The 16,857-nt window shown below is 70.5% G+C and carries 20 protein-coding genes; 5 read left to right on the top strand and 15 right to left on the bottom strand.

The features are described 5' to 3' along the window. Window positions 1–7 precede the first annotated feature (7 nt). The 5 genes from H5965_RS00410 to nucS form a co-directional block, all read right to left on the bottom strand. A complete protein-coding gene (locus H5965_RS00410; RefSeq protein WP_310967065.1) occupies window positions 8–1,705 on the bottom strand; it encodes a sodium:solute symporter family protein in 1,698 nt (565 codons plus the stop codon). Between the two features lie 199 nt (window positions 1,706–1,904). Continuing rightward, complete coding sequence (locus tag H5965_RS00405) at window positions 1,905–2,681, bottom strand: hypothetical protein (protein ID WP_310967064.1); 777 nt, start codon at window positions 2,679–2,681, stop codon at window positions 1,905–1,907. Between the two features lie 434 nt (window positions 2,682–3,115). Then, window positions 3,116–3,472, bottom strand: a complete 357-nt coding sequence (locus H5965_RS00400) for a hypothetical protein (protein ID WP_310967063.1) — start codon at window positions 3,470–3,472, stop codon at window positions 3,116–3,118. 552 nt (window positions 3,473–4,024) lie between these two features. Continuing rightward, complete coding sequence (locus tag H5965_RS00395; protein WP_310967062.1) at window positions 4,025–4,231, bottom strand: DUF1653 domain-containing protein; 207 nt, start codon at window positions 4,229–4,231, stop codon at window positions 4,025–4,027. 1 nt (window position 4,232) lies between these two features. Next, on the bottom strand, window positions 4,233–4,892 hold the full coding sequence (nucS, locus tag H5965_RS00390; RefSeq protein WP_191316401.1) for an endonuclease NucS: 660 nt from the start codon (window positions 4,890–4,892) through the stop codon (window positions 4,233–4,235). 37 nt (window positions 4,893–4,929) lie between these two features. Here nucS and H5965_RS00385 point away from each other — a divergent pair, with 37 nt between their 5' ends. Further along, a complete protein-coding gene (locus H5965_RS00385) occupies window positions 4,930–5,475 on the top strand; it encodes an NUDIX hydrolase (protein ID WP_310967061.1) in 546 nt (181 codons plus the stop codon). On the opposite strand, the gene H5965_RS00380 is transcribed toward H5965_RS00385, so the two are convergent. The 4 genes from H5965_RS00380 to H5965_RS00365 all read right to left on the bottom strand — a co-directional run bounded on the left by H5965_RS00380 (window position 5,447) and on the right by H5965_RS00365 (window position 8,212). Then, window positions 5,447–5,911 carry a DUF2867 domain-containing protein gene (locus tag H5965_RS00380; protein ID WP_310967060.1) on the bottom strand — a complete coding sequence of 155 codons (465 nt, stop codon included), beginning with the start codon at window positions 5,909–5,911 and terminating at the stop codon, window positions 5,447–5,449. The two genes, H5965_RS00385 and H5965_RS00380, sit on opposite strands and share 29 nt — an antisense overlap. Beyond that, on the bottom strand, window positions 5,908–6,408 hold the full coding sequence (locus tag H5965_RS00375) for a TetR/AcrR family transcriptional regulator (protein ID WP_310967059.1): 501 nt from the start codon (window positions 6,406–6,408) through the stop codon (window positions 5,908–5,910). Before H5965_RS00375 ends, H5965_RS00380 begins: the two co-directional genes overlap by 4 nt. A 65-nt stretch (window positions 6,409–6,473) precedes the next feature. After that, window positions 6,474–7,247: an enoyl-CoA hydratase-related protein gene (locus H5965_RS00370; RefSeq protein ID WP_310967058.1), complete on the bottom strand. Its 774-nt coding sequence runs from the start codon at window positions 7,245–7,247 to the stop codon at window positions 6,474–6,476. Then, window positions 7,244–8,212: a helix-turn-helix domain-containing protein gene (locus tag H5965_RS00365; protein ID WP_310967057.1), complete on the bottom strand. Its 969-nt coding sequence runs from the start codon at window positions 8,210–8,212 to the stop codon at window positions 7,244–7,246. The genes H5965_RS00370 and H5965_RS00365 overlap by 4 nt, the downstream gene beginning before the upstream one ends. Before the next feature lie 72 nt (window positions 8,213–8,284). Between H5965_RS00365 and H5965_RS00360 the strand changes: the two genes are divergently transcribed. Further along, on the top strand, window positions 8,285–8,827 hold the full coding sequence (locus H5965_RS00360) for a cysteine hydrolase family protein (RefSeq protein ID WP_310967056.1): 543 nt from the start codon (window positions 8,285–8,287) through the stop codon (window positions 8,825–8,827). Here the strand turns inward: H5965_RS00360 and H5965_RS00355 are convergent. From H5965_RS00355 to H5965_RS00345, 3 genes are all read right to left on the bottom strand, one after another. After that, window positions 8,820–10,838: a protein meaA gene (locus H5965_RS00355; RefSeq protein ID WP_310967055.1), complete on the bottom strand. Its 2,019-nt coding sequence runs from the start codon at window positions 10,836–10,838 to the stop codon at window positions 8,820–8,822. The genes H5965_RS00360 and H5965_RS00355 overlap by 8 nt on opposite strands. 85 nt (window positions 10,839–10,923) lie before the next feature. Beyond that, the gene (locus H5965_RS00350; protein WP_310967054.1) at window positions 10,924–11,436 is read right to left on the bottom strand and encodes a hypothetical protein; all 513 of its coding nucleotides are present in this window, start codon (window positions 11,434–11,436) and stop codon (window positions 10,924–10,926) included. 56 nt (window positions 11,437–11,492) lie between these two features. Further along, window positions 11,493–12,014: a PH domain-containing protein gene (locus H5965_RS00345; protein WP_310967053.1), complete on the bottom strand. Its 522-nt coding sequence runs from the start codon at window positions 12,012–12,014 to the stop codon at window positions 11,493–11,495. A 483-nt stretch (window positions 12,015–12,497) separates the two neighbouring features. Here H5965_RS00345 and H5965_RS00340 point away from each other — a divergent pair, with 483 nt between their 5' ends. Both H5965_RS00340 and H5965_RS00335 read left to right on the top strand, forming a co-directional pair. Further along, complete coding sequence (locus H5965_RS00340; protein ID WP_310967052.1) at window positions 12,498–13,124, top strand: LysE family translocator; 627 nt, start codon at window positions 12,498–12,500, stop codon at window positions 13,122–13,124. Continuing rightward, the gene (locus H5965_RS00335) at window positions 13,124–13,750 is read left to right on the top strand and encodes a LysE family translocator (protein ID WP_310967051.1); all 627 of its coding nucleotides are present in this window, start codon (window positions 13,124–13,126) and stop codon (window positions 13,748–13,750) included. The genes H5965_RS00340 and H5965_RS00335 overlap by 1 nt, the downstream gene beginning before the upstream one ends. Here the strand turns inward: H5965_RS00335 and H5965_RS00330 are convergent. From H5965_RS00330 to H5965_RS00320, 3 genes are read right to left on the bottom strand one after another with little or no spacing between them, the layout of a single operon-like run. Beyond that, on the bottom strand, window positions 13,747–14,937 hold the full coding sequence (locus H5965_RS00330) for an alpha/beta fold hydrolase (protein WP_310967050.1): 1,191 nt from the start codon (window positions 14,935–14,937) through the stop codon (window positions 13,747–13,749). The two genes, H5965_RS00335 and H5965_RS00330, sit on opposite strands and share 4 nt — an antisense overlap. After that, the gene (locus tag H5965_RS00325) at window positions 14,934–15,752 is read right to left on the bottom strand and encodes an NAD(P)H-binding protein (RefSeq protein WP_310967049.1); all 819 of its coding nucleotides are present in this window, start codon (window positions 15,750–15,752) and stop codon (window positions 14,934–14,936) included. The genes H5965_RS00330 and H5965_RS00325 overlap by 4 nt, the downstream gene beginning before the upstream one ends. After that, window positions 15,745–16,212, bottom strand: coding sequence for a nuclear transport factor 2 family protein (locus H5965_RS00320; RefSeq protein ID WP_310967048.1), 468 nt, complete (start codon window positions 16,210–16,212; stop codon window positions 15,745–15,747). The genes H5965_RS00325 and H5965_RS00320 overlap by 8 nt, the downstream gene beginning before the upstream one ends. A gap of 50 nt (window positions 16,213–16,262) precedes the next feature. On the opposite strand from H5965_RS00320, the gene H5965_RS00315 reads away from it, so the two are divergent. Continuing rightward, window positions 16,263–16,856 carry a TetR/AcrR family transcriptional regulator gene (locus tag H5965_RS00315; protein ID WP_310967047.1) on the top strand — a complete coding sequence of 198 codons (594 nt, stop codon included), beginning with the start codon at window positions 16,263–16,265 and terminating at the stop codon, window positions 16,854–16,856. Window position 16,857: the final 1 nt, after the last annotated feature.

The following is a 16,857-nucleotide window of genomic DNA, read 5'->3' as shown; positions in this document are numbered from 1 at the left end:
CGACCTCCTAGAAGATGATGTTCAGGGCGATGGTCAGGACGAGCACGATGCCGGCGAGCAGGCCCGGCTTGCGGTACCAGCCCGCGTTCTCGCCGGTCGCGTCGTGCTGGCGCGTCTCCTTCGGCGTCAGCGAGTAGACCAGGCCCACCAGTTCTTCGTCCGGCTTCGGCTTGGTCGCCAGCGAGACCACGACACTCACCACGATGTCCACCACGAAGGCGACACCGGCGGCCACGAAGCTGGTGCCCTGGCCCTCCAGGCCGATCACCCCGGCCTGGGACAGGCCCCAGATCGTGATCGCGGAGGCGGTACCGAGCACCAGGCCGCTCCAGCCGGCGTGCGGGGTCATCCGCTTCCAGAACATGCCCAGGATGAACGTCGCGAACAGCGGCGCGTTGAAGAAGGAGAACAGGTCCTGCAGGTAGTTCAGGATGTTGCCGGAGTTCGACGCGATGAACGCCGTGCCGATCGCGAGGATCGTGCCGCCCGACGTCACGATGCGGCCGAGGTTGAGGTAGTAGTGGTCCGGCTTGTCCTTCTTCACGTACGTCTGCCAGATGTCGTACGTGAAGACCGTGTTGAACGAGCTCAGGTTCGCCGCCATGCCGGCCATGAACGAGGCCAGCAGACCGGCGATGGCGATGCCGAGCATGCCGTTCGGCAGCAGGTCGCGCATCAGCAGCAGGAGCGCGTTGTTGAAGGTGACGCCGCTTTCGGCCTTGCCGCCGTCGAGCAGCACCTGCTTGTCCTTGACGTACTCGGACACGGTGACCGCGGCGATCATGCCGGGGATGATCACGATGAACGGGACCAGCATCTTCGGGAAGGCGCCGATGATCGGGGTCCGCCGCGCGGCCGACATGCTCTTCGACGCCATCGCGCGCTGGACCTCGACGAAGTTCGTCGTCCAGTAACCGAAAGAGAGCACGAACCCGAGGCCGAAGACGATGCCCAGCACCGAAAGGAAGCTGTTGCCGAAGCCGGTCAGGTTGTCACCGGGCCAGGAGTGCAGCTGCGCGGTGCCGCCCGGGCTGTTGGTCACCTTGTCGACCAGGCCCTGCCAGCCGCCGACCTTGACCAGGCCGATGATCGTCAGCGGCACCAGGGCGATGACGATGACGAAGAACTGCAGGACCTCGTTGTAGATGGCGGCGGAGAGGCCGCCGAGCGCGGTGTAGGAGAGCACGATCGCGGCGGCGACGATGATCGACACCCACAGCGGCCAGCCCAGCAGCAGGTTCACCACGCTGGCCAGCAGGAAGAGGTTCGCGCCCGCGATGAGGATCTGGGCCGCGGCGAAGCTGACGCCGTTGACCAGGTGGGCCGGCTTGCCGAAGCGCCGCCGCATGAACTCCGGGACGCTGCGGACCTTGGAGCCGTAGTAGAAGGGCATCATCACGATGCCGAGGAACAGCATCGCCGGGATCGCGCCGATCCAGAAGTAGTGGACGGTCGGCAGGCCGTACTGGGCGCCGTTGGCGGACATGCCCATCACCTCGACCGCGCCGAGGTTCGCCGAGATGAACGCCAGGCCGGTGACCCAGGCGGGCAGCGACCGGCCCGACAGGAAGAAGTCGAGGCTGCTCGACACCTGCCGCCGCGCCAGATAACCGATGCCCAGCACGAGCGCGAAGTAAAACGCCAACTCGATGTAGTCGATCGCGCTCGCGTCGAGTCGCAGGTTCGCATCGGCTAGGACGAGCACCCGACCCACCTCCGGCAGTTCCCTATTTCAAACAGGACAAGATCCGACAGGAATCACCAGCATCCCGTCGGATCCGGACAGTACTGCATGGATTCAGGGTCGGCACGCCGACGTGTCCAAAATGGTCAGAGGGCGCGCTTTCCCGGCCTTGACCAGGGAAAACGCGCCCTCGTTCCGCGCGCCGCGGGAGTGGCGGGGATCAGCGGTCGGTCGGAACGGCGATCTCGCCGTCCTCGGCGATCAGGTGGGCCAGCACGTCGTCGGGCAGGTAGGTCCGGTGCGGGTAGCCCGGGCCCCACGAGTTGAGGATCGGCACGGCGCCGAGCTCGTCGGCCCGCGGGTTGGCGAGCACCGAGTGCACGTCGTCGACCGACTTCGCCCAGCGGAACGCCTTGATGCCCTGCTTGGCCTCGGCGGTGTACTTCTCGCGGGCGTGCCAGTCGTCGTTGCCGTAGGAGTCGTCCCACAGGACGTGCCCGGTGTCCTTGAGCACCTCGGCCGCGGCCCGCACCGACGTGCCGTTCTCGTCGCCGGGGTTGGTCTCGGGCCACTCGTCGCGCTTCTTGGCCGAGTCCCAGAGCCAGCGGGCCGCGTACTCGCTGCCATTGAAGATCGACATGCACCGCGACCAGCCGAAGCCGACGCAGGCGCCTTCGTGGCCCTGGTCGTAGAACGCGTACCAGGCGTCGGTGTCCGGGGTGCCGCCCGGCTCGAGGCACACGCAGTGGCCACCGCGGATCCGGCCGAGCTTCTTGACGCCGGCCTTCGCGATGAAGAACTCGCCGGACTTCTCGTCCTGCTCGGGCTGGTCGAACGCCGAGTACCAGTTGACGCCGATCACGACCGGCGCCCGGGTGGGCCGGTCTTCGTCGGCCAGCGCGCCGAGCGGATACCTTTCCACGTGCCGCCAGTCGTCCGGAATGAACCGGCCCAGGCGCGGGTCGGCCGGATCGGAACCGAGTGGGCGATAACGCATGACTTCCTCCTTGCGTGCAGGCGAAAATGCGCACACGCCGGCCGGATGGCATGCGCACCCCGAGCTCGAAGGCGGACTGAAACGTTGGCACGACGAAGAAAGACGGCCGAGCGCACCACCCTCCGGCCACGCCGGACGCACCGGCGGAACCCCTCGAATCGAGTGTCGCACGAAAACACCGAATAAGATCCCGAACTCACCCGAACAGCGCACGAATCACGGTGAAAAAGTTTCCGCTGACCACACGCGCACCTATCGGGTCAAAGATTTCCTGGCGGAGTAATAATCACCGAATCAGATACACCGATTTCGGCATCGATTCGGTATCGGCACCGAGATACGCCCCTTCGGGCGGCCGCGGGGTCGATTTTTCAACGACCCGCGGCCAGTCCGCCACCCGCCAGAAGGTGCCTCGACGCCGCAGCGCCGGTCACTCAGGTGAGCGCGGTCTCGGGGATGTGCACCAGCAGACGTTCGTCGCCGGCGCTTTCCGAGCCGGCCAGGACTTCGACACCTTCGTCCGGCACCGGACGGCGCTGCCGTCGAGGTTGGTCGAGCAGGTCACCGACCGACCATTCACCCTCTTGCCCGCCTTCGAGCACGAGCAACCGTCCGGGCCGGCCGCTCCGACCGGAGACCGTGCGCCACCGGACACCGTCGTCCGGCCCGCACCGGGTCACCAACTTCCAGAAGTGCGCCCACTTCGGTGGCCGCCGGGCCAGGGCCTTGCCGAACATGCCGACCCAGTCCAGCGGCGCGCCATGGTGACCAGAACCGGCCAGGGTGAACAACTTCTCGTTCTTCCGGCCTGACGAGCGCCAACCGGACGGCAAAGCAGCGGCCACCGAGCGCGCCGGCAGCACGTAGAGCCATTCGCCGAACCACGCTGGACCGGCTTGCCGCCGCCACCATGCCGGTGGGGCCCCCGACCTGCCCGGAGCGGGTGGCGAAAACCCGGAGCGGGAGGTGAGCGCGCCGGTCCAGCGCGGGGACGGGGAACACGTAGTACACCGGCAACGGGGGCCCGGACCACGGGTTCAGGTAGCTCTCCAGCTGATGGGTGTCGATTTCCAGGACGTGGTCGTCACCGCGCGCTTCGGTCGTCTTGAGTTCCAACGCCAGTGTCTTCCCCGGCGCGGAGGCCGCGAGCTGGGGCAACTCGGTCAGGACGTCCTCGCCTGAGGCCGGCCACCACAGAGCGGCGTCGGGAAACCGGTTGGCCAGGTAGATGCTGGCCCAGTGCTCCAGCGTCTTCTCCGGGATCGATCGCACTCGCCCATGATGTCGGCTTCCGGTGTCGAGGCCCAGCCGAACGATCTACCCGTCTCCCCGACGCCGGGCGGTCAGTCCGCCACCCGCCGGAACCGCGGCACCCGGCCGTCCGGTGTCTCGACCGTCTCCGCGAACATCGCCGCCGGGCGCACCCACAGTCCCCGCTCGCCGTAGAGCGCGCGGTACACCACGAGTTCCTCTTCCGTTTCGCTGTGCCGGGCCACGCCCAGCACCTCGTACTCGCCGCCCTTGTAGTGGACGTACCGGCCCGGCTCCACCTCAGAACAGCCGGAACTCGTCGGACTCGATGCCGCGGAGCTCGTCGTAGTCCAGGGTCAGGCAGCGGATGCCGCGGTCCTCGGCCAGCGTGCGGGCCTGGGGCTTGATGATCTGGGCCGCGAACACGCCCTGGACCGGCGCCAGGAGCGGGTCGCGGTTGAGCAGCTCGAGGTAGCGCGTCAGCTGCTCGACGCCGTCGATTTCGCCGCGGCGCTTGATCTCGACCGCCACCGAACGGCCGTCCGCGTCGCGGGCCATGATGTCGACCGGGCCGATGGCCGTCGGAAACTCGCGGCGGACCAGCGTGTAGCCGTCGCCGAGGGTCTTGATGTGCTCGGCCAGCAGTTCCTGCAGGTGCGCTTCCACGCCGTCCTTCTGCAGGCCCGGTTCCGCGCCCAGGGCCTGGGAGTGGTCGTGGAAGACCTCGTCGATCGAGATCACCAGTTTCTCGCCCTGCTTGTTTTCGACGATCCAGAGCTTGCCGTCCTCGATCAGCCAGCACGGCGGGCTCATCCAGTTCAACGGCTTGTACGCACGGTCGTCGGAGTGCACCGACACCGAGCCGTCGGACTTGACGAGCAGCAGGCGGGTGGCCATCGGCAGGTGGGCGGTGAGCCGGCCGGCGTAGTCGACCTGGCACCGCGCGATCACGAGACGCACCCGAGGAGGGTAGGACAGGGTCGGCGATACTGGGCGCGTGGACCCCATTCAGCGTGTCGCGTCCCGCGAGGTGTACCGGAACAACTGGATGACCGTGCGGGAGGACGAAATCCGTCGCCCCGACGGCTCGCCGGGCATCTACGGCGTGATCGACAAGCCGTCGTACGCGCTGGTCATCGCCCAGGACGGCGACCGGTTCCGGCTGGTCGAGCAGTTCCGCTACCCGCTCGGCGAGCGGCGCTGGGAGTTCCCGCAGGGCACCGCACCGGACCTGGCGGACGTGCCGCCGGCCGAACTCGCCGTGCGGGAGCTGCGCGAAGAGACCGGCCTGCGGGCAGGCTCGATGGTCCCGCTCGGCAAGCTCGACGTCGCCGCCGGCATGAGCAGCCAGCGCGGCTGGGTGTTCCTCGCCACGGACATCAGCGAGGGCGAGCCGGAGCGCGAGCACGAGGAACAGGACATGCGCAGCGCGTGGTTCGCGCGCGCCGACGTCGAGAAGATGATCCTCGCCGGGGACATCACCGACGCGCAGTCGATCGCCGCGTGGGCGCAGCTCATGCTGTTCGAGCGGCACCGGCCTTGAGCATCCCGCGGATCATCAGGTGGTGGAACGGCTTGATCAGCGCGAAGTAGGCCGGGCCGACGCGGTTGTGGAAGTGCACGATCGTGCCGAGCCGGAAGCCGCGTGACACCGCTTCGACCGTCAGGTACCCGGTCAGGTGACTGTCGTCCACGCCCGCGATCAGGTACCGCTCCGGATCCCCGGCGCGGACGGTGAAGAACGCGACCCGGTCGCCGGGCGCGAACCCGATGTCCTCGGGCCGCAGCCGGCCGGTCCGCGGGACCGACGCGGTCTCCAGCCGCAGCGCCTTGGCGAGCACGTACCGGACGCCGAAGAGGGCTTTCACCCAGGCCGGCGACCAGCCGAAGACGCCGGCGACGAACTCGCGCAGGCTGTTCTCGCTCTCGATTTCCTTGAACTCGACGTAGTCGGCGCCGTCGACGTAAGGCTCGGTCATTTCCGTCTCCCCAGTACCAGTTCCAACGCGCTCTTCAGCTGCCGGCCGGTCAGCGGCGGCACGACCTGTCCGGCACCGACGACGACCAGGTACAACGCCCGCGCGAGGTCGGCGTCGCCGCCGATCTCGGTCAGGTAGGCGACGCGGGTGGCGTCCACGCGCTCCTGCACCGCCCGGGCTTCGGCGTCCTGCAGGGCCCACGCCCGGACGGCGATCTCCAGCTCCGGCCCCGGTCCCGGCGCCAGGACCAGCTTCAGCAACGCGCTCAGCCGGTCGCCGTCCGCCGCTTCGGCCTGCTCCACGAACCGCGTGGTGCGTTCGGCTTCGAAGTGCTCCAGCAGCGCGGTGCGGTAGCCGCCCATGCCCTTGAAGTGGTGGTAGAAGGAGCCTTTCGACAGCCCGAGGCGTTCGGTGAGCCGCTCGATGGTCACCGACGGCGCGCCCTGCTCCGCCAGCAGCACCAGTCCCGCGTCCAGCCAATCCCGCTTGCCCGCCATGGCCATACCATACCGTATGGTATGGACGGCGGCCACGACGAAGCCCGGCCGGACCGTCTCGCCGATCAGTCGGGCCAGGAGGGCTTGCGCTTCTCCAGGAACGCCGCCATGCCCTCGCGGGCGCCGGGCAGCTGGGACGCCGCCGCCATGACTTCGAGCGCGATCGCGTAGGCGTCGGCCTCGGGCCGGTCGAGCTGGGCGTAGAGCGTCACCTTGCCCATCGACTTGCTGGCGCGGCTGCCGCGGGTGGCCCGGGCCAGCAGCTCCGCGACGGCGTCGTCGAGCTGCTCGTCGGGGACGACCCGGTTGACCAGGCCCCAGTCCAGCGCCGTCGCCGCGTCGATGACATCGCCGGTCAGGGCCAGCTCCATCAGGCGCTTGCGGCCGATCGACCGCGCCACCGGGACGGCCGGCGTGTGGCAGAACCAGCCGCCCTTGCCCCCCGGCAGCGCGAAGCCCGCCGACTCGGCGGCCACGGCCAGGTCGCACGACGCCACCAGCTGGCAGCCCGCCGCCGTGGCCAGGCCGTGCACCCGCGCGATGACGACCTGCGGGATCGACTGCATCGTCTTCATGACGTCGGTGCACAACGTGAGCAGCTCGCGCACGCCCGCCAGGTCACGCGCGGCGACGTCGGCGAAGTCGTGGCCGGCGGAGAACACCGGGCCGTCGGCGGCCAGCACGACGCCGGTCGCGTCGGTCGTCCCCGCCTCGCGGAACGCCGCGAGCAGCTCGGCGAGGTGGTCCGCGGAGAGCGAATTGCGCCGCGCCGCCCGGTTCATGGTGATCGTGACGGTGTCGCCGTCGCGCTTGACCAGGATGTGCTCGTACTCGGTCATGCCCCGACGGTAGTACTTCCCGAGCGGAATGTGCGCCGGTAGCTGTCCGGCGCGACGCCGACTTCGGCGCGCATCCGGCGCCGCAGGTTGGCCGCCGTGCCCAGCCCGGACCGCTCGGCGACGCGCTCGACCGGCAGCGACGTCGTCTCCAGCAGCCGCTGCGCGTAGCGGACGCGCTGGACGCGCAGCCAGCGTCCCGGCGTCACGCCGGTCGCCGCGGCGAACTCGCGGTGGAACGTCCGCTCGCTCATCCGCGCGTGCCCGACCAGGTCCTCGACGCCGATGCCCTCCCCGAGCCGCGCCAGCGCCCAGTCCATTGTGGACGCCATCCCGGGCTGGGCCGCCTTCGGCGGCAGCGGGTTGTCGACGTACTGGCGTTGCCCGCCTTCACGCGCCGGCGGCATCACCAGGCGGCGTGCCAGCATGGCGGCGATGTCGGCGCCGTGGTCGCGCCGGACCAGGTACAGGCAGAGGTCGAGGCCGCCGACCACGCCCGCGGACGTCAGAACGCCGCCGTCGTCGGTGTAGAGCACGTCACGCTGCAGGTCCGCGCGCGGGGCGACCTCGGCGAGGGCGTCGAGGTCGCGCCAGTGCGTGGTCGCGGGGCGGCCGTCGAGCAGGCCCGCGGCGGCGAGGGTGAACGCGCCGGAGCACAACCCGGCGACGGTCGCGCCGGCCCGGTGGGTGCGGCGCAGCGCCGTGACGGCCGACGGCGGCACCGGCGCGAGAGGGTCGTCGCGGCCCGGCGCGAGGACGAGGTCGCAGCCGTCGAGCCCGGCGAGGCCGTGCGTGGCCGCGACGTCACCGAACGGCGAGACGGCTGTCCGCACCCGGCCGGCGCTGCACAGCCGCACGGTGAACGGACCGATGCCGCTGTCGGTCCGGTCCTGGCCCCAGACCTCGCCGATCACCGCGAGGTCGAACATCCTGGTGCCCGGCAGCAGGAGGACGCCGATGGTGCGCATGGCAGGAAAGTACCGCATCGCGCGTCTTCTGCCACTCCCCTCGCGCACCGCACTCCCGCGAAACTCGACGGCATGACCGAAACGGCACTCATCCTGATCGACGTCCAGCGCGGGTTCGACGACCCGGAGTTCTGGGGCCCGCGCGACAACCCGGGCGCCGAAGCGAACATGAAGGCCCTGCTCGACGCGTGGCAGGAGCGGCGGCTCCCGGTGGTCCTGGTGCACCACGACTCGCCGAAGCCCGGCTCGCCGCTGCGTCCCGGCCAGCCGGGCAACGACTTCAAGCCTGAACTCGACGGCGCCCGGCCGGACCTCGTGTTCGGCAAGAAGGTCAATTCGGCGTTCCTCGGCGACGTCGACCTCGACGCATGGCTGCGCAAGCGCGGCATCACGAGCTTCGTCGTGGCCGGCATCCAGACGAACTTCTGCTGCGAAACCACCGCGCGGATGGGCGGGAACCTCGGCTACGACGTCACTTTCGCCCTCGACGCCACGTTCACCTTCGACCTCCCGGGCGTGACCGCGGACGAGCTCTACCGCGTCACGGCGGCGAACCTGGCGAACCAGTTCGCCACCGTGAAGTCCACGAAGGACGTCCTGGCCGAGCTCAGCTGAGGCCGTGCCGTTCGCGGATCAGGCTGACGATGCCGTCCATGATCCCGGTGAGCTCGTAGTCCTTGGGCGTGAACACCCGGGCGATGCCGCGTTCGGTGAGCAGCGCGGCATCGTCGGGCGGGATGATGCCGCCGACGATCACCGGCACATCTCCCGCCCCCGCGGCGCGCAGGCCGTCGACGACGTGCGGGACGACCTCGAGGTGCGAGCCGGAGAGCACGGAGAGCCCGACGACGTGCACGCCTTCCTGCACCGCGGCCGCGACGATCTGCTCGGGCGTCAGCCGGATGCCCTGGTAGACGACCTCGAAGCCGACGTCGCGCGCCCGGACCGCGACCTGCTCGGCGCCGTTGGAGTGCCCGTCGAGACCCGGCTTGCCGACCAGGATCCGCAGCCGCTCGCCCAGCTCCGCCTCGGTTTCCCGGACCCGCGTGCGCACCCGCTCCAGCTCGGGGTCACCGGCACCGGCGACCGCGGAAGCGGAAACGCCGGTGGGCGCCCGGTATTCGCCGAACACCTCGCGCAGCGCGCCGGCCCACTCGCCGGTGGTCACGCCGGCCCGCGCACAGTCCACAGTGGCCTCGAACAGGTTTTCCGTGGTCTGCGCGCGTTCCTTCAGCGCGGCCAGCGACCGTTCGACGGCCTCGTTGTCGCGCTGGGTGCGCCACTCCTCGATCGCGGTGACGGCGGCCTTCTCGACGGCGGGGTCGATCGTCTCGATCGCCTTCGCACCCTCGGCCTGCAGCGGTGACGGCTCGGTCGTGCCGAACTTGTTGACCCCGACCAGGATCCGCTCGCCGTTCTCCATCTCGCGGCGGTACTCGGCCAGCGAGGCGACCAGCTGCGACTTCATGTACCCGCTCTCGACCGCGGCGACCGCGCCGCCGAGGTCCTGCACGCGGGCGATCTCCTCGCGGGCGCCGGCCATGATCTCGTCGACCTTGGCCTGGATGACGTGCGAGCCGTCGAAGATGTCCTCGTACTCCAGCAGGTCCGTCTCGAACGCGAGGACCTGCTGCATCCGCAGTGCCCACTGCTGGTCCCACGGCCGCGGGAGGCCGAGGGCCTCGTTCCACGCGGGCAGCTGGATCGCGCGGGCGCGGGCGCCGCGGGAGAGCGACACCGCGAGCATCTCCAGCACGATCCGCTGGACGTTGTTCTCCGGCTGGGCTTCGGTCAGCCCGAGCGAGTTGACCTGCACGCCGTAGCGCAGCCGGCGGGCCTTGGGATCCGTTACGCCGTAACGGTCGCGCGTGAGCTCGTCCCAGAGCGCGGTGAACGCGCGCATCTTGGACATCTCCTCGACGAACCGGACGCCGGCGTTGACGAAGAAGGAGATCCGCGCGACGACCTTCGCCATGTCGGCCGCGTCGACCTGGCCCGAGTCGCGGACGGCGTCGAGGACGGCGATCGCGGTGCACAGCGCGTAGGCGACCTCCTGCGTCGGCGTCGCCCCGGCTTCCTGCAGGTGGTAGCTGCAGATGTTGATCGGGTTCCACTTGGGGACGTGGTGCACGGTCCAGGCGATCACGTCGGTGATCAGCCGCAGGCTCGGCCCGGGCGGGAAGATGTAGGTCCCGCGGGACAGGTACTCCTTGATGATGTCGTTCTGCGTGGTGCCGGCGAGCTTCGCGAGCACCTCGTCGACGTCGCGCCCCTCGGCCTCGGCCTGCTCGCGCGCCACGGAGACGTACAACGCGAGCAGCCACATGGCCGGCGCGTTGATGGTCATCGACGTGTTCGCTTCGGCGAGCGGGATGCCGTCGAAGAGCCGCCGCATGTCGCCGAGGTGCGACACCGGGACGCCGACCTTGCCGACCTCACCGCGGGAGAGCTGGTGGTCCGGGTCGTAACCGGTCTGGGTGGGCAGGTCGAAGGCCACCGAAAGGCCGGTCTGCCCCTTCGCGAGGTTGCGCCGGTAGAGCTCGTTCGACGCGGCGGCGGAGGAGTGCCCCGCGTACGTGCGCATCACCCAGGGGCGATCCCGCTCGTTGTCGGATGGGTACGGCACTGGGCACCTCCGGCGGTGGACGTTTCGTCGAGTGTACCGACCGGTAACTTATGGTGGCAGTGCAATGGGACACGTCCGGGTGACGTCAGCCGGCCGCCTGCTCGTGCACGATCAGGTCGCGCAACCCGTCGACGTCCGGCACGTCGAACAGCTCGATCGGGGCCGGTTGCCCCTTCTTCGGCAGGGAATATCCGAGCAGGTACACGGACCCGTCACGTCTCGTGAGCGTGAGCCGGCCGCCGCCGTCCTGATCGCGCCGGACGACCGGCGACTCCAGGTCACTCAGGTACTCGCACGTACGGATGCGGCCCGAAACGCGGTCGGCCACCACGACCCGCTGGTCGGTCACCGCGTACACCGCGCGGCGCGTCGTGCGGAGCCGCCAGAGCACCGGCGCCCAGACGATGGCGAGCCCGATGCTCCCGAAGGTCACGGCCGCCCCGGGGGCCGGCAGCCCGATGGCGACGGCGAACCCCGACACCATGACCGAGCCGAAGACGAGGCGGTACCACTCGAGCCCCGTCGGGGCGATCCGCCGCGGCCGTCCCGACCACAGCAGCCGCTCACCCGGTTCCAGGGCGATCAGCGGTTCGTCCACGGCGACCTCCTCGGTTGCCGGGGTGACGCACCGGGAGGCCGCGCGGGTTGCCCCGATCAGGCAGCCGGGCTGTCGGCTTCCGGCGGGGCCTGGCGGGCGCGGGCTTCGTCGATCGCCTTGGTGAGCAGGTCGCGGACGCGCTTGGGCTCGCCGATGCCGATCAGCGTCACCGTTCCCGCACCGCCGAAGGTGATGGTGCCGGTGCGGGACGGGCCCGTCTTGAGCACCGGGGCGGGCAGGCCGGCCAGCTCGCTGGAGCGTTCCTTCTGCCGGAACAGCCCCGAGCGCGCGATGATCCGGCTGTCGGTGACGGCGTAGGTGGTGCGCCCGAGCGCGAGGTACCGGACGATCGACCGGCCGACGGCGCCGTAGAGACCGATCACGAGCGCAACGACGGCCGCGGCCATGGTGAGCCCGCTGGGTTCGCGGGTGAGCAGCAGCCAGAGCGCGGCGGCGGCGAGGAGAAGCCCAACGGAGGCAACCACCCCATCCGCGGCGACGTAGAGCGGGCGCTGGACCGGCTCCCCCGCCCAGAGCACGCGTTCACCGGGCAAAAGCTCGATTTCCCCTGCTGACATGGCCGAACACTACTCTGCCGGAGGTTGTTCCGCCGAGTCCCGCGCGCGCTGGATGTGGTCGTGCACCCTCTGTGCGTGGCCGATCGCGCGGAGCACCAGATCGCCCTCCGGATGCCGTTCGAAGTGGACGATCAGCCGCCTGCGCCGGTCTTCGGCGGCGCACCTCCGGCCGCTGCATCTCCGACCCTAACGGCACAAAGACGCCAAAACCGGCACCCCGCCCAGACCTCCCCCGCCACCCCGATCCGAAGCCCAAACACGGCCGGTGGTGCCGGGTCAAGGCACGCTTTCCCGCCTTGACGCGGTACCACCGGCCGTAGTGACAATCCGGCTTCGGGGTGGTGGGCACCAACCCATGACCTCCTGCCCAAGCCAGCGGATAGCCCTCCACCCGGCCGGCTTGTCCACACCCTGCGCGACTTGTGGACTGTGTGACCGAAATCCGCGAGACCAGCCCCAGCCTCTCGATTAGCGTGGGGAGCCGTGACGTGGAGTACCTACGGGAGTTACCTGGTCATCGTGGTTCTGATCGTCCTCGCGCCGGGGCCGGACACGATGGTGATGCTCAAGAACGCGCTGTCCGGCGGGTTCCGGGGCGGGCTGCTCGCGTCGGTGGGCATCTTCGCCGGCAATGTCGTGCAGGGCAGCGCGGCGGCTCTCGGGCTCGGCGTCCTCATCGCCCGGTCGCAGCCGGTGTTCCTCGCGCTCAAGTGGGCCGGCGCCGCCTATCTCGTCTTCCTCGGGTTCCAGGCGCTGCGGGGCGCCTTCCGCGGCAACTACCACGCCGTCGAAGAGGGCCGGCAGCGGCGGGGCGGGGGCTTCCGGCGGTTCCGTGAGGGCTTCCTCTCCAACATCACCAACCCGAAGGTGCTGGTGCTGTACCTGTCCGTCCTTCCCCAGTTCCTCGACCCGGTCCGCACCACGACGTGGGACGCGCTCGCCCTCGCCTACACCGTCGCCGTGCTCGGCATGCTGTGGTTGCTGGTGCTGCTGGTGTTCGTGCACCGCGTGCGGGCGTGGCTGGAGCGCCGCCGGGTGCGTCGCGCGCTGGACGGCGTCACCGGTACCGCCCTGCTCGGCTTCGGCGCCGCCCTCGCCCTGGAGGCCTGATGACCTGGCACACCTACGCGGCCTTCGCCGGGATGATGGCCTTCCTGGCGATGATGCCGGGCCCGGACACCATGGTCGTGCTGAAGAACGCCCTGACCGGCGGGGCGCGGGGCGGCGGCTGGGCGTGCGCCGGGATCACGCTCGCGAACTTCCTCCAGGGGACGGCGGCGGCATTCGGCCTGGGCACGGTGATCACCCGCTACCAGCCGGTGTTCGAGACGGTGAAATGGCTCGGCGCGACCTACCTGGTCTTCCTCGGCATCCAAGCCCTCCGCGGCGCCTGGCGCGGGAACTACGCCGCCCTCGACGACGTCCGGAAAGCCCGCGCCTCCCGCGGACGGCGGTTCCGCGAAGGGTTCCTGTCCAACATCACCAACCCGAAGGTGATCGTGCTGTACCTGTCGGTGCTGCCGCAGTTCCTGACGCCGGGAGTCACCGACCAGGGCGATGCGCTGCTGCTGGCGTACACGGTCGCGGCCCTGGGCGTGGTGTGGCAGGTGGTGCTGTTGTTCTTCGTGCACCGGGTGCGGGGCTGGTTGCAGGAGCGCAAGGTCCGCCGGGCGATGGACGGCGCGACGGGCGCCGCGCTGGTCGGGTTCGGCGCGGCGCTCGCCCTCGAAGGCTAGAGCGTCCGGTCCAGCCAGTCGTAGATGCGGCCCGTCGCCAGGCGCTGGGCTCCGACGTGGCAGTGCGCGTCCGCGCCCTCCTCCGCCGTGAACGTCAGCAGCGTCTTCGGCGCCTCGAGGTGCGCATACAGCCGCCTCGGCTCGGTCTCCTGGTCGCCGCCGAAGAACAGGTCGTCCGCCGCTTCGCAGACCAGAACCGGGCACTCGATCTTCTCCGCGACGCCGTCCTCGAGCGTGTACTCCAGGTACTTCGCGATGAACTCGCGGTCGGTCGCCGCGCCCAGGACGTAACGGCCGTGGTCGCACGCCCAGCGCAGCGTCGGGCTCGCCTCGCGGCCCGCCGCGAGCAGTGCGTCGAACTCCTCGTCCTCCGCGGCCCGGGCCCGGCGCACGATCTCCTCGCGCGGCCAGGGCAGCAGACCCGTCACCGCCGCGCCCGCGTCGTACACGCCGTCCACCGCGACCACGGCCGCCAGCCGGTGTTCGAACGCCGCCGCGCGCGGGGCCAGCTCGCCGCCCAGGCTCACCCCCAGCAGCGCGATGCGTTCCGGGTCGACTCCGTCGAGGGCCAGGGCGAAGTCGACCACCGGCGTCACCACGTGCTCCCAGTCCGGGCGGAACACGAGCTTCTCGTGCCGGATCGCGCTCGGCTGGCCCGGGCCGTCGAACGTCAGGACGTGGTAACCGTGCGCGGCCCCCGCGGCCGCGCCCATGAAGTGGCATTCCTCGGCGCTGCCGTCGAAACCGTTGTGCATGATCAGCAACGGCTTCGGCCCGGCACCCGGCGCGCGGTAGAAGTACCCGCGCAGAGTCGTGCCCTCGTACGGGATTTCGACCGGCTCGGCCACCTCCGCGCGGCGGAAGCACTCGACGCTGCGGTCGTAGGCCGCCGCGATGCGCGGGTCCGCCGGGTCGCCGTGGAGGAAGAACTCCGCCGAGAAGTAGTACGTCGACGCGCGCAGCAGCAGGTCCCGCGCGGTGACCGGGCCGGCGTCGGCCGCTTCGGCGTACAGGCGGTCGGCCAGCGCGCGGTAGGCGTCGTGCCAGCTGTCGTAGTCGCCCGGCGTCACCGTCGACGCCGCCGCGAGGACCTCGCCGAAGTCCGAGCCGCCGTAGGCCGCGTGGCCGAACAGGCGGAGGGTCTCGAACCAGAACTGCCGGTCTTCTTCGAACATCAGCTGCTTCATCGGATTTCCTCCTGCACAAAGGTTTCGAACGAACGGGGCGGCCGCCCGGTGACCTGCTCGACGGCCGGGGTGACGCGGTCTTCGGCGCCGCGCCGGATGTCCTCGTCCAGGGCGGCGAGCACGCGGGCGAACTCCGCGGGGATCCCGGACGTCGTCAGTGAAGCCGCGAAGGCCTCGGTGCCGACCGCGCGGTGCCGCACCGGGCGGCCGAGGCGCGCGGACACGATCGCCGCCGCTTCGGCGTAGCTCAACGCGGCCGGCCCGGTCAGGACGTGGTCGGTGTTGTGCGGTACCGGATCGGTCAGCGCGCGGACGGCGACCGCCGCGATGTCGCCGGCGTCGACGAACGCGACCCGCGCGTCGCCGGTGGCCGTGACGATCTCGCCGTCCCGCACCCCCTGGGCGACCAGGTGCTCGCCGGTGAAGTTCTGCATGAACCAGGACGGCTTCAGCACGGCCCACTCCGGTGCCGCGCGCACCAGCCGCTGCAGGTCGCCGAGGCCCGGGGTGTCGGGCGTGACCGCCGAAGAGCTGAGCAGCACGACCCGCCGGACGCCCGCCGCCAGCGCGTCGTCCAGGAAGGGCGCCACCAGGCCGGCCGGCGAAGCCTCGCCGATCGGCGCCAGCAGGTAGACCGCGGAGACTCCGCGCAGCGCGTCGGCGTGGGTCGACCGATCCGCCCAGTCGAACCGGACCTGCCCGGCCTCGCCCGGCTTCCGCGTGGCCGCCCGGGCCGCGAAGCCCCCGGCACGCAGGCCGGCGACGACCCGGCGGCCGGTGGTGCCGGTGCCGCCGAGGACCAGGACGTCAGCCACCGAACGCCGCCGTCAGCTCGCCGGCGCCGCCGAGGATCTCCGCCGCCGCGAGCGGGCTCCAGTAGTCGCGGTAGTGGCGGATGAGACCGTCCGAAACGGTGATCACGGCGATGTACGACAGCTCGTACGGCTTCTGCGTGGCCACCACGACTCCGGCAACGGTGAATTCGACGACGACCACGGCCGGGTCGGTCGTTTCGTGCACGGTCTTCGCGGTGACCTCGCGGATGTCCAGCAGGTTCGGGTAGTCGCGCAGGTACTCGCGGATCGCCTCGCGCCCTTCGACGTGGTTCGGGTAGCCCGGACCGGCGAACGGGAACTCGAGGACGCCGTCCTCGGCCCACAGCCCGGCGAACCCGTTCATGTCGTGCTTCAGCAGCAGATCGAGCGCGTGCTCGACGAAGTCGCGCATCGCAGCCTCCTTCGACGTTCGGACGAGACGGTACCGTCCCGACGTCAACCACGATAGACGGGACGGTACCGTCTCGTCCACCCGTTAGACTGCGATCCATGGCACGCACCCCGACCGGCGCCGCGGTCCTCCAGCACCAAGTCACGTCGGCGATCACCAACGCCGTCCTGAACGAGCTCGCCGAGCAGGGCTACGGCCGGCTCTCGATGGAGGCCGTCGCCAAGCGCGCCGGTGTCGGCAAGAGCGCGCTCTACCGGCGCTGGCGGTCGAAGGACGAGATGATCGCCGCGGTCGTCACGGAGTTCAGCGTGACGCGGGCGGTGGAGGCGGACACCGGCTCACTGCGCGGCGACCTCCGCGAGACGATGCAGGCCCTGATCGACTGGCTGACCCACCCGCTGTTCTCGCGGATCCTGCCGGACCTGGTCGCGGAGGACGCGCGGAACCCGGAGCGCGGCCGCCGCACGCGCGAGAACATCGGCGGGCCGCGGCGCGAGGTCGGCGAGGCGATGCTGCGCCGGGCCATCGCACGCGGCGAACTGCCCGAGGACCTCGACCTGGAGATGGCGCTGGACGTCCTGGCCGCGCCGATCTACTGGCGCCTGGTCGTCCGGCAGGCCGAGGCGGAGCCGGATTACGTGGACCGGCTCGTGGAGTACGCCCTGCGCGCGCTGGGCGCGCAGGGCGGCTGAT

This window comes from Amycolatopsis sp. 505 (genome assembly GCF_031625235.1).
Lineage (GTDB): Bacteria > Actinomycetota > Actinomycetes > Mycobacteriales > Pseudonocardiaceae > Amycolatopsis.
Note: the sequence above shows the minus strand (reverse complement) of the source record. Positions and strands in the feature narration are given on the sequence as shown.